The 12,021-nt window shown below is 64.3% G+C and carries 10 protein-coding genes; 2 read left to right on the top strand and 8 right to left on the bottom strand.

The features are described 5' to 3' along the window. Nucleotide 1: 1 nt before the first annotated feature. Nucleotides 2-1,702, bottom strand: a complete 1,701-nt coding sequence (locus tag AC07PE_RS09805; protein WP_498763661.1) for a methyl-accepting chemotaxis protein — start codon at nt 1,700-1,702, stop codon at nt 2-4. A gap of 116 nt (nt 1,703-1,818) precedes the next feature. On the opposite strand from AC07PE_RS09805, the gene AC07PE_RS09800 reads away from it, so the two are divergent. Further along, nucleotides 1,819-2,148 carry a hypothetical protein gene (locus AC07PE_RS09800; protein ID WP_498763659.1) on the top strand — a complete coding sequence of 110 codons (330 nt, stop codon included), beginning with the start codon at nt 1,819-1,821 and terminating at the stop codon, nt 2,146-2,148. Nucleotides 2,149-2,270: 122 nt separating this feature from the next. Here the strand turns inward: AC07PE_RS09800 and AC07PE_RS09795 are convergent, their stop codons facing one another. Next, nucleotides 2,271-3,935, bottom strand: coding sequence for a peptide chain release factor 3 (locus AC07PE_RS09795; protein WP_498763657.1), 1,665 nt, complete (start codon nt 3,933-3,935; stop codon nt 2,271-2,273). Between the two features lie 457 nt (nt 3,936-4,392). Between AC07PE_RS09795 and AC07PE_RS09790 the strand changes: the two genes are divergently transcribed. Continuing rightward, nucleotides 4,393-5,205, top strand: coding sequence for a Crp/Fnr family transcriptional regulator (locus AC07PE_RS09790; protein WP_498763655.1), 813 nt, complete (start codon nt 4,393-4,395; stop codon nt 5,203-5,205). Here the strand turns inward: AC07PE_RS09790 and AC07PE_RS09785 are convergent. The 6 genes from AC07PE_RS09785 to pheS form a co-directional block, all read right to left on the bottom strand. Beyond that, the gene (locus tag AC07PE_RS09785; RefSeq protein WP_498763653.1) at nt 5,159-6,652 is read right to left on the bottom strand and encodes a CHASE3 domain-containing protein; all 1,494 of its coding nucleotides are present in this window, start codon (nt 6,650-6,652) and stop codon (nt 5,159-5,161) included. The genes AC07PE_RS09790 and AC07PE_RS09785 overlap by 47 nt on opposite strands. A 163-nt stretch (nt 6,653-6,815) precedes the next feature. Next, nucleotides 6,816-7,448, bottom strand: a complete 633-nt coding sequence (locus tag AC07PE_RS09780; RefSeq protein WP_141837548.1) for a response regulator — start codon at nt 7,446-7,448, stop codon at nt 6,816-6,818. A 184-nt stretch (nt 7,449-7,632) separates the two neighbouring features. After that, nucleotides 7,633-8,046, bottom strand: coding sequence for a MerR family transcriptional regulator (locus AC07PE_RS09775; protein ID WP_498763650.1), 414 nt, complete (start codon nt 8,044-8,046; stop codon nt 7,633-7,635). A gap of 20 nt (nt 8,047-8,066) precedes the next feature. Beyond that, entirely contained in the window at nt 8,067-8,477 is a 411-nt protein-coding gene (locus tag AC07PE_RS09770; RefSeq protein ID WP_498764754.1) for an integration host factor subunit alpha, read from the bottom strand. 80 nt (nt 8,478-8,557) lie between these two features. Beyond that, entirely contained in the window at nt 8,558-10,984 is a 2,427-nt protein-coding gene (gene pheT / locus AC07PE_RS09765) for a phenylalanine--tRNA ligase subunit beta (RefSeq protein ID WP_498763648.1), read from the bottom strand. Nucleotides 10,985-11,003: 19 nt separating this feature from the next. Next, complete coding sequence (gene pheS, locus AC07PE_RS09760; RefSeq protein WP_498763646.1) at nt 11,004-12,020, bottom strand: phenylalanine--tRNA ligase subunit alpha; 1,017 nt, start codon at nt 12,018-12,020, stop codon at nt 11,004-11,006. Nucleotide 12,021: the final 1 nt, after the last annotated feature.

The following is a 12,021-nucleotide window of genomic DNA, read 5'->3' as shown; positions in this document are numbered from 1 at the left end:
TCTAGTCTTTCCCGCGACGGCTGCTAGCCAGTCTTAAGTAGGGATGCCCGGGGCTGCCGGGGCGCTTGTCGAGCGCTCCTGCAGCCCCGTCTTCATGTTGTGGTTCCGGCGCCTGCGCCACCTCGTCCAGCCGGAACGCCGCCACCGCCTGCGACAGGCTGAGCGCCTGCTGCTGCAGGGTGCGCGCGGCCATCGCCGCGTCTTCCACCATCCGCGTACCCTGCTGGGTCAGCTCGTCCATGCGCACGATGGCCTGGTTCACGCCGGCCAGGTTCTCGGCGCGTTCGGCGCTGGTGGAGCCGATGCGGTTGACGATGTCGCCGACCGCCTGCACCGAGCTGGCCAGGTCCGCCATGCTGGAGCCGGCGTCCAGCGCGATGCCGGTGCCGCCTTCGATCGCGGCCATGGTCTCGCGCGCCAGTTCGCGTGCTTCGCGCGCGCCCGCCACCGCACGACCCGCCAGCGCCCTCACCTCGCAGGCTGCCTGGGCGAAGTTCAGGGCCTGCGGGCCGCTCTGGGCCGCCTCCACCGCTGCGCTCAGGGCCACCCCGCCGGCGCGGGCGCAGGCGATCTCGATGTCTTCCCCGAGCTGGTCCAGTCGGGTAGCCGAGCGGCGCACGCTTTCCAGGGTCGCCACCAGCCGGTGCACCACGCTGCCGCCCTGCTGGGCCGCGCTGGATGCGGCTTCCGTCAGGCGGTTGGCCTGGCGCGCCGAATACGCGGTCTCCATCATCACCGTGGCCAGGTCCTGCATCGAGGTCGTGGTCTGCTCCAGCGAGGCGCGCACGCCGGCGCGCGCGGGCAATCCGGCGCGGCCGAGGGCGATCTCGCGCGAGGCCGAGCCGATCGAGCGCGCCGACTCGAGGATGGTGCGCAGCGACAGGTTCAGGTTGCGTATGCTGTCGTCCAGCGCGCGCGAGGTGGTGGCGATCTCGTCGTCGCCGTCGAGCCGGGTGCGCACCGTCAGGTCGCCGCTGGCCAGGCTGCTGGCGGCGGCTTCGATGGCGCCGATCTCGGTCAGCAACGAGCGCCGCACCGCCATCGTGATGACCAGCGAGGCCGCGATCGACAGGATGATCACGATCGGCATCAGGGTCGCGACAGTCTTGAAGTCCTCGGAGGCCTTGTCGGAGACCTCTTCCGACAGTTCCTGCTCGCGCCGCGACAATTCGGTCAGGCGCTCGGCCACCACGCTGAAGGCGCGCTCCGCCTTGGCCATGGCGTTGGCGCTGATCGACTGGTCTTCGCGGGCGATCTCGATCACGTCGCGCACCGCGGCCACGTACAGACGCCAGGCGGACGCGGCCTGCTCGATGTAGCGCAGCTCGGCCTCGCGGTGCCGCGGAGGGGTCTCCTGGGCCAGTTTCGTGAGGCTGGCGAAGCCGCGTTCGATGGCTGCCTGCTGCTGCTGGACGTCGCGCACCAGCGGCTCGACCCGGGTGCGCGGGAAGCTGCCGCTGATCCAGGTCAGGATCTGGTAGGCTTGGGCATTCGCCCGCTGGGCCGAGGCCACCAGGTCGGTGGCGGCCCGCATGTGGGTGGCGCGCTGCTGGACGACGGCGTCGAGCGAGTCGTTCTGGCGTACCATCGCCAGGTAGGCGCCGCAGGACAGCAGGACCAGCAGCACCAGCACGACGCCGGGCGCCAGCAAAAGCTTGGGCCCGATGCGCAGCCGGGCCAGCATATTGAACTCGAGCGTCATTGTCCTCTCCCCTGTCAACAACGATGTCGTGTACACGCGGAAAGGCGTGCATTGGGGAAATCTACGCTGTCCAACACGCAAGCTCTTGTGCCTGCTCAAATCCGGAAAGGATGTGCATGAACCGTTCCAAAGGGCTCGCCGCCCTGTTGTCCGCCCTGGTCTTCCCTGGCGTCGGCCAGTGGTATATGGGCCGGCGCCGCCTGGCCCTGCTGCTTGCGCTGCCGGCGCTGGCGGCGGGCTACGTCTACCTGAGCTGGTCGATGGACGAGGCGAATGCCATCGCCGGCCAGCTGCTGTCCGGCGCCATGCCGCTCGATCCGGCGGCGCTGGCGGCCAAACTGGAGGGACAGGCGTCGCCGCTACGGGTCAGCTTGTCGGGCTGGGTATTCGCGCTGTGCTGGATAGGCAGCGTGCTGGAGGCGTGGTTGAGGAAGCCGGCGCCGTAAACGACCGTGGGCACAGGGTGCCCACCCTACGAAACTGGCGCCGTAAACGACCGTGGGCACGGAGTGTCTACCCTACATCGCCGTAGGGTGGGCACCCGTGCCCACGTCAATTATGCGCCGGCTTAGTCCAGCTTCGCCGCGTGCTCGCGGGTGGCGTGGAACTGCAGCTTCGGCCAGCGCTCCTGGGTCAGGCGCAGGTTGACGCCGGAGGTCGCGAGGAAGGCCAGGTTGCCGGCGGCGTCATAGGCCACCTGCGGCGCCAGCTGCGATTCGAAGTCGGACAGCGCCTTCTTGTCGTCGCTGGAGACCCAGCGCGCGCTGCTGATGCTGGAGCCGTCGAACACGGCGTCGACGCCGTACTCGTTCAGCAGGCGGCTGGCGACCACCTCGAACTGCAGCACGCCGACCGCACCCAGGATCAGGTCGGAGCCGAGCACCGGCTTGAACACCTGCACGGCGCCCTCTTCGCCCAGCTGCTGCAGGCCCTTGTGCAGCTGCTTCATCTTCAGCGGATTCCGGATGCGCACCGTGCGGAACAGGTCAGGCGCGAAGTAAGGAATGCCGGTGAAGGTCAGCAGCTCGCCTTCCGAGAAGCTGTCGCCGATCTGCATGTTGCCGTGGTTCGGCAGGCCGATGATGTCGCCGGCGTAGGCTTCCTCGACCTGTTCGCGGCTGGATGCCATGAAGGTCACCACGGAGGACAGCTTCACATCGCGGCCGAGGCGCAGGTGCTTGACTTTCATGCCCTTTTCGAAACGTCCCGAGCACACGCGCAGGAAGGCGATGCGGTCGCGGTGGGCCGGGTCCATGTTGGCCTGGATCTTGAAGACGAAGCCGGAAAACGGCTGCTCCTCGGGCTTCACGGCGCGCACGGTGGCGTCGCGCTCGCGCGGGGCCGGGGCCCAGTCGATCAGCGCCGACAGGATCTCGCGCACGCCGAAGTTGTTGATCGCGGAGCCGAAGAACACCGGGGTCTGCACGCCGGACAGGAAGCGCTCCAGGTCGAACACGTGGGAGGCGCCGTGCACCAGCTCCACTTCCATTTTGAGCTGTTCGATCTCCATCGGGAACATCTCGGCCAGGCGCGGGTTGTCGATGCCCTTGATGATCTCGTAGTCGCCGTCGGCCTTTTCCTCGCCGGCCTTGAACAGCATGATCTCATCCTTGATCAGGTGGTACACGCCGCGGAAGTTCTTGCCCATGCCGATAGGCCAGGTCACCGGCGCACACTCGATCTTCAGCACCGATTCCACTTCGTCCAGCAGTTCCAGCGGATCGCGGGTTTCGCGGTCCATCTTGTTCATGAAGGTGACGATCGGGGTCGCGCGCATGCGGCAGACGTCCAGCAGCTTGATGGTCTGCTCCTCCACGCCCTTGGCGGCGTCGATCACCATCAGGGCCGAGTCGACCGCGGTCAGCACGCGATAGGTGTCTTCCGAGAAGTCCTGGTGGCCTGGAGTGTCCAGCAGGTTGATCACGTGGTCGCGGAACTCGAACTGCATCACCGAGGACGCGACCGAGATGCCGCGCTGCTTCTCGATGTCCATCCAGTCGGAGGTGGCGTGACGTCCGCTCTTGCGGCCCTTGACGGTGCCGGCCAGCTGGATCGCGCCCGAGAACAGCAGCAGCTTTTCGGTGAGCGTGGTCTTACCGGCGTCGGGGTGGGAAATGATGCCGAAAGTGCGGCGGCGGCCGACTTCGCGCGCGATCTGCGCGGCGGTCTTGGCCTGCGGGACGGCGAGATCGTCGCCGGATTCTTGATTGCTTGCTGCGGTTTCGTTGGACATGGTCTCGCCCTTGCGGCGCGTGTGCATAAACGCGCGATTTTACCGAGTCTCGCCCCGTTTGTCTTGCAAACCGCTGTAGGACAAGTCGGGCTTCCACTACCCTGGTGTGTGAAGTTTTCGTTAACGAGGGTAAACGCCAGAGCGGCGCACTATGTTCCTGACGAACTTAACAACAGGTGCTTTGTTGTCGGGACGTCATATATGGCTGAGCGCGAAATCGTTTTAATGCCGTTTTGGCAGCTCCGGCCGGCGAAAAGTGGCCTAATTTGAATGTTTCTCTCTAGTAGGACTGGACTGACAAAACATCATGCATAGAACCTACATGGGGGCGTCGACTAGTCTTATGTTCGGCAAGAGACTATGGCAATAAAGTACACACATCGCGATGAGGAAACCCATCCAAGCATTCGCCCCCCACGAAGTATCGTGAAGTAAGTCAGAAGATAACGAGGACAATATGAATAACGCTCAACTTGGTGTTGCCGCTCAGAAGCCCCAGTCGGTCAACCAGATTCCCGCATCGACCGAGGAATTCAAAGTGGCGTCCCGTCCGGTCGTCAGCTACAGCGGCACCCAACAGAATGAGTTGCTCGCGGCCTTGCCGCGCCAAGACCTGGAAAACCTGTTTGAACACCTGGAACTGGTTCCGCTGCCTTTCGGCAAGGAACTGTTCGAATTCGGCAGCAAACTCGAATACGTGTACTTCCCCACCACCGCCATCGTCTCCCTGCTGTATGTGATGGAAGACGGCGCCACCACCGAAATCGCGGTGGTCGGCCATGAAGGCGCGGTCGGTGTGTCGCTGTTCATGGGCGAACGCGCTACCTGCAGCGCTGTGGTCCAGAGCGCCGGCTACGGCTACCGCCTCAAAACCCAGTTCCTGCGCGACGCCTTCAACAAGGGCGGCGCCCTGCCCCAGCTGCTGATGCGCTACACCAACGCCCTGTTCGCCCAGATGGCCCAGAACGCCGTCGGCGGCCGTCACAGCTCGATCGAACAGAAGCTGTGCCGCTGGCTGCTGGACCGCCTGGATCGCTCGGCTTCGAACGAGCTGAAAGTGACCCAGGAACTGATCTCGATCATGCTCGGCGTGCGCCGCGAAAGCATCACCGCTGCGGCCGGCAAGCTGCAGGACGAAGGCCTGATCCAGTACCGCCGCGGTAACATCACCGTGCTGAACCGCCAGGGCCTGGAAGACTACGCCGGCGAATGCTACAAGGTCGCTAAAAGCGAGTACGACCGCCTGCTGATGGATGTTGCACGCGCATAAGCGGTGACATGTCGAGGGCCGGCACCACCGGCCCTCCCGGCACGGCCCCGACAGGCTCGGCAGCCGGCGAGGCGAAGGGCACCCAGGCTTGCACGCAGGTGCCCACGCCGTTCACACCACGTTCCACTTTCAGGGTCCCGCCCAGCAGCAGCGCGCGTTCGCGCATGCCCAGCAGGCCGTGCGACTTCGAACGCCGCATCGCATCGGGCGAAATGCCGACGCCATCGTCGCTGACTTCCAGCGCCAGCCCTTCTCCCTCACGCGCCAAGTGCACGACCACGTGGCGGGCCTGCGCATACTTGGCGACATTGTTCAGCGATTCCTGGGCGATGCGGAACAGCGCGATCGCCTGCATGGTGCCGGCGCTGTCGACGTCGGCATCGACCAGGGCTTCGCAATCCAGGCGCGTAGCACGCGCAAAATCCTCGCAATAACTCTGCAGCGCCGCCGCCAGGCCCATGTTGTCCAGCAGGCTGGGGCGCAGATCCTCGACGATGCGGCGTTTCAGCTGCACGGTTTCGAGCAGGGTCGCGCGCGCACAGCCGAGCGCGGCCGCCTGTTCCGGATGGCTGTCCTTCAATTGCTCGCCGACCGTGGACAGATACATGCCGATCGCGGTGAGGTTGGCGCCCATCTCGTCGTGCAGTTCGCGCGCCAGGCGCGCCTTTTCCTCTTCCGACACGCTGATCAGGTGGCGCGACAGCACCGACAGCTGCTCGGTGCGCGCCGCCACCAGCGTTTCCAGTTGATCGTTGCTCTCCTGCAGGGCGCGCTCGGCGGACAGGCGCAGGCTGAATCCACGCCAGATCAGGTTATAGAACAGCACCAGCACGACGATGGCGGCGGCATCGATGCCGATGCCGATCAGCGCGGTGCGGCGGTACTGGTCGTAGAAGGAAGCGGCGCCCGCCGCCAGGGTATCGTTCTGCTCGCCCGTCATCACCACCACCTGCAGGCGGATCTCGTCCATGCGGACCTGGTCTTCCTGGCTGCGGGCGATCGCGACGATGTCCTGCAGGCCGCCGTGGCGGTAGACTTCCTGCGCCTCGTTCATCAGGCCGACGCGGCGCCGCACCAGGGTCTGCAGCTGGGCCAGATTCTTCAGTTGGGACGGGTTATCGGCCAGCAGCGTCTTGAGTGTCTCGAACTGGCCGTCGAGCTCGCGCTGGGCGGTGCGCAGCGGGCCGAGATAGGTCTCGGAGCCGGACAGGAAATAGCCGCGCAAGCCGCTGTCGGCATCGGTGACGAGCAGGTTCACGTACTGCAGCCTGGTCGACACGCGGTCCGCCTGGGCTTGCCTCGCATTGGCCGCCTTCAGCGCGTCGAGGTTGCCTACCAGGCTGACACCGTTGAGCACCAGGATGAGCACGCAAACGGCGCACAGCAGCGTCTGATACCACGGCAGGCTGCGGACTGGCCGGAAGGCGGGGTCGGCACTGAAATACATCCTGGAAGGTCCTCTCACGCAGCGACGATGTGCGCGATTATAGACTGAGAGCAATTACCTTGCTTCAGATGGCGGCTGCCGTGCGGAGGATTGTAGCGGAAGGACGACGCGGCTGGCGCGTCGTTTTCCGGGAAAATCTGCTCAGATGAGCAGACAAACCTGCTCAATCGAGCAGGTTATTTTTCATGGCGTAGTAGGTCAGGTCGCTATTCGACTGCAGGCCCATCTTTTCCATGATGCGGGTGCGGTAGGTCGAGACCGTCTTGATCGACAGCGACAAGGCATTGCCGATATCGGACACGGTCGCGCCCTTGGCCAGGCGCAGGAAGACCTGGAACTCGCGGTCCGACAGCTCCGTGTGCAGGGCCGTGTTGGGGTCGCGGTCGAAGCTCTGGGCCAGCAGTTCGCCGACCTGGGAGCTGACGTAGCGGCGGCCCTGATAGACGGTACGCACGGCGGTCTTGAGCTCGTCGGCGTCGCATTCCTTGTTCAGGTAGCCGTTGGCGCCCATCTTGAACAGGTTGAGCGCATACTGCTGTGCCGGGTAACCCGACAGGATCAGGACCGGCAGGTTCGGCTGGCCCTGGCGGATGGTGCGCAGGATGTCGATGCCGCTCTGGTCGGGCATCGCAATATCCAATAGCAGCACGTCGCAAATCTCGCGACGTGCGATGTCGAGGGCTTCACGCCCGGTGGCGCCTTCGGCGACGACTTCGAAGTCGCCCGACGACGAAAAAATCTGCTTGAAACCTGCTCGAACTATCTGGTGATCGTCACAAATGGCAACGCGTATCATTGTCTTCCCTTAGATTTTTCCTGAGGCAGGAAAGAGCCGAGGCTGACACCTCACGCCCGGAACTGGCTTGCGTTTTGAGTCAGCAAAATAAGCAAGTGACATTCTAGCACCTCCTAGGTGCAGAACAACAGGAGCACGAATACTTGAGCCCGATACTCGAACGCTGCGCTGGCGATTAGCCGGTTCAGGCTGCCGACGGTCCGTGTTTCAGGATGGCGAGGATGGCATGCAGCTCCTCCCGCAGCAGTGCCGGCGCGATGGTCGGCTCGGGCGGCGCTGGAGGCACCGGCGGCACTGCCTCGACGTCCTCGACGGACCCGCTCCTGCCATCGAGGCGATTGCGGGCGCCGCTGATCGTGAAGCCCTGCTCGTACAAAAGCTCGCGGATACGCCGGATCAACAGCACTTCGTGGTGCTGGTAATAGCGGCGGTTTCCTCGGCGTTTGACCGGTTTTAGCTGGGTAAATTCCTGTTCCCAGTAGCGCAGCACATGCGGTTTGACCCCGCACAATTCACTGACTTCCCCGATCGTGAAATAACGCTTCGCCGGAATCGGAGGCAATACAGTCAGTTCCATCTTGTTGGGTCGGTCATTCATGGCTCAGTTTGGCTCACTACTCAGGCTGCGCGCGCCAGCGAAGCCTTGTCGGCGTTGGCCGGATTGGCCTCCTCGACCATGCTCTTGAGTTTCTGGCTGGCGTGGAAGGTCACGACGCGGCGCGCCGTAATGGGAATCTCTTCCCCGGTTTTCGGATTGCGGCCGGGACGCTGCGGCTTGTCGCGCAACTGGAAGTTGCCGAAGCCGGAGAGCTTGACCGCCTCGCCGCGTTCGAGCGCATTGCGGATCTCGTCGAAGAAGGTCTCGACCATGTCCTTGGCTTCGCGCTTGTTCAGGCCCACCTGCTCGAACAGCAGCTCGGCCAGCTCCGCCTTGGTCAGGGTCGGTAACTCCTGTTCCGCTTCTTTCCGGACCCGGTGAGCGGCAAGCGCTTCTTCGAGGACGGCAGAATCAAGGTCGTTGTTATTAATTTTGAAGCCCTACCTTCAATCAGTTTTGGATGTCGGAACACCGAGAAGGCCGCCGGAATGCGGCGGCCTTTCAGGCCCCTTTAAGCGCGCAGTCTGGCGCCGTGTTGTTGTTGCGCTGCCTGTGCGAGCGCGGCCATGATGGCCTCGACCGCATCGTCCTGCAGCGTCGATTGAGTATCTTGCAAGCCAAAGCGGAAAGCAAGACTTTTTTCATCCTGCTCCAAACCTTTGCCGCGATATTCATCAAACAAAACAACGGCTTGCACGAGTTTCCCGTTCGCGTTGGCGGCCAGTTCGGCCTTGAATGCGTCGAGCAGCGCCTGCGCTGGAACGTCCTGTTTCACCACCAGCGCGAGGTCGCGGGTGGCGCCCGGGAACTTCGAGATTTCGGCGTATGCAGGCACCACGCGTTCGCGCAGCGCTTCGGCATCCACCTCGAACAGCACCGGCGCCTGCGGCAGGTCGTACTTCTGCAGCCAGCGCGGATGCAGTTCGCCGATGAAACCGACGACCTTGCCGTCCAGTTCGACGGCGGCCGAGCGGCCCGGGTGCAGGGCCGGATGCTCGAGCTTGCTGAAGCGGAGCGCGCGCGGGGCGAACAGCGCTTCCAGGTCGCCCTTGACGTCGAAGTAGTCGACCGCACGGGTCGACTGGCCCCACTGCTCGTCCGCAGCCGGGCCGTAGGCCATGGCGGCGACGCGCTTGGGCTGGTCGAAGCCGGCGATGGACAGCGGGCCGTCCTGGGCCGCCGGATTGCGGTGGAACACGGCGCCCACTTCGAACACGCGCACGCGGCCGGCCTTGCGGTTGACGTTGTAGCGCACGTTGGCGATCAGGCTGCCGATCAGGTTCGAGCGCATCACGCTCATCTGGCTGGCGATCGGGTTCTGCAGCTTGATCGGGTCGGTATTGCCGGCAAAGTCGGCTTCCCACTGGCTTTCCACGAAGCTCATGTTGACCACTTCCTGGTAGCCCAGGTCGGCCAGCTGGTGGCGGATCGCGAACAGCGAGCGCGTGTTTTCCGGCTCGATCAGCATCGCACTCGGGGCCACGGGCGGCAGCGCCGGGATGTTCTCGAAGCCGTACACGCGGGCGACTTCCTCGATCAGGTCTTCCTCGATCTCGATGTCGAAACGGTAGGAAGGCGCAGTCACCGTGAAGCGGCCCGGCTCGCGCTCGAACGGCAGGCCCAGGCGGGTGAAGATGTCGGCGACGGTATCGTCGCTTATCGCCACGCCAATCACCTTTTGCGCGCGTTCCGTGCGCAGGGTGACGGGCTGGCGCTGCGGCAGGTTGACGATCTGGTCGTCGACCGGACCGACCTTGGTCTCCGGCGTGCCGCAGATCTCGACGATCAGCGCAGTGATGCGCTCGATGCGTTCCACGGTGCCGGCATAGTCCACGCCGCGCTCGAAGCGGTGCGCCGCATCGGTCGAGAAGTTGAAGCGGCGGGCGCGGCCCTGGATGGCGCCCGGCCACCAGAATGCAGCTTCCAGGTAGATGTCGGTGGTGTCGAGGGTGACGGCGGTCGAGTCGCCGCCCATGATGCCGGCCAGCGATTCGAGTTGCTTTTCATCGGCGATCACGCCGACCCACTCGTCCACTTCGATGGTGTTGCCATTCAGGAGCTTGAGCGATTCGCCCTTGCGGCCCCAGCGCACGTCGATGCTGCCATGGATCTTGGCCAGGTCGAACACGTGCGAGGGCTGGCCGCTTTCCAGCATCACGTAGTTGGAGATGTCGACCAGGGCCGACACCGAGCGCTGGCCGCTGCGTTCCAGGCGGCGCTTCATCCACTCAGGGGTAGCGGCGCGCGCGTTCAGGCCGCGGATCACGCGGCCGGTGAAGCGGCCGCACAGGTCCGGCGCCGACACCTTGACCGGCAGGACGTCGTCGATGGTAACGGGAACGACACGCGCCGCCGGCACGGTCAGCTTCGATCCGGTCAGGGCCGACACTTCGCGCGCCACGCCCAGCACCGACAGGCAGTCCGCCTTGTTCGGGGTCAGCTTGATGGTGAACTTCTGGTCGTTCAGGCCCAGGTAGTCGCGGATGTTCTGGCCGACCGGCGCATCTTCCGGCAGCTCCATCAGGCCGCTGCTCTCTTCCGAGATCTTCAGTTCCTTGGCCGAGCACATCATGCCCTGCGACTCGACGCCGCGGAGTTTACCGACCTTGATTTCGAAGGGCTTGCCATCGGCGCCAGGCGGCAGCACGGCGCCGGCCATGGCGCAGATCGCCTTCATGCCCGCGCGCACGTTCGGCGCGCCGCAGACGATGTTCAGCAGCGTGCCGGTGCCGACGTCGACCTGGCAGACGTTCAGGCGGTCCGCGTTCGGGTGCTTGGCGACTTCCTTTACTTCGGCGACCACGACGTTCGAGAACGGCGGCGCAACGGCTTCCACCTCTTCGACTTCGAGGCCGGACATGGTGAGCAGGTGGGCCAGTTCGACCGAATTCATCTTCGGATCGACCATGGAACGGAGCCAGTTTTCGGAGAATTGCATAATCTTTGCCTTGTTCTTCTTAATTGAATTGCTTCAGGAAGCGCAGATCGCCTTCATAGAACAGGCGAAGATCGTTGATCCCGTAACGCAGCATGGTCAGGCGCTCGAGGCCGGAGCCGAACGCGAAGCCGATGAACTTTTCCGGATCCAGTCCGAAGTTGCGCACGACGATAGGATGCACCTGGCCGGCGCCCGAGACTTCCAGCCAGCGGCCCTTCAGCGGACCGGAGCCGAAGGCGATGTCGATCTCGGCCGACGGTTCGGTGAACGGGAAGTATGACGGGCGGAAGCGCACCTGCAGGTCGTCGGTCTCGAAGAAGGCCTTCACGAAGTTCAGGTATACGCCCTTCAGGTCGGCAAAGCTGATGTTCTCGCCGATCCACAGGCCTTCGACCTGGTGGAACATCGGCGAGTGGGTGGCGTCGCTGTCGACGCGGTAGGTGCGGCCCGGCGCGATCACCTTGATCGGCGGCGTGTGGGTGCGGGCATAGCGCACCTGCATCGGGCTGGTGTGGGTGCGCAGCAGCAGCGGCTTGCCGGTGCTGTCCTCGCCCTCGATGTAGAAGGTGTCCTGCATCGAACGCGCCGGGTGGTTTTCCGGGCTGTTCAGTGCGGTGAAATTGGTCCAGTCGGTCTCGATTTCGGGGCCGTCGGCCACGTCGAAGCCGATCGAGCGGAAGATCTGTTCGACCCGTTCCCAGGTGCGCATGACCGGGTGGATGCCGCCCATGGAGCGGCCGCGGCCCGGCAGGGTCACGTCGATGCTCTCGGCATTCAGGCGCGCCATCAGCTGGGCGTTGGCCAGGTCTTCGCGGCGGGCCGTCAACGCCTGTTCGATTTTTTCTTTGGCGGCGTTGATCAGGGCGCCCTGCGCCTTGCGCTGGTCCGGGTCGAGCTTGCCGAGGCCCTTCATCAGTTCGGTGATCTGGCCGGTCTTGCCCAGGTATTTCGCTTTTGCGTTTTCTAGCGCGGCAGCGTCTTGTGCGGCTCCGAAATCGGATTGGGCCGAGACGACGAGTTCTTCCAGCGAGTTCATA

It is taken from the genome of Telluria sp. GW821-FHT07G12 (assembly GCF_059418525.1).
Note: the sequence above shows the minus strand (reverse complement) of the source record. Positions and strands in the feature narration are given on the sequence as shown.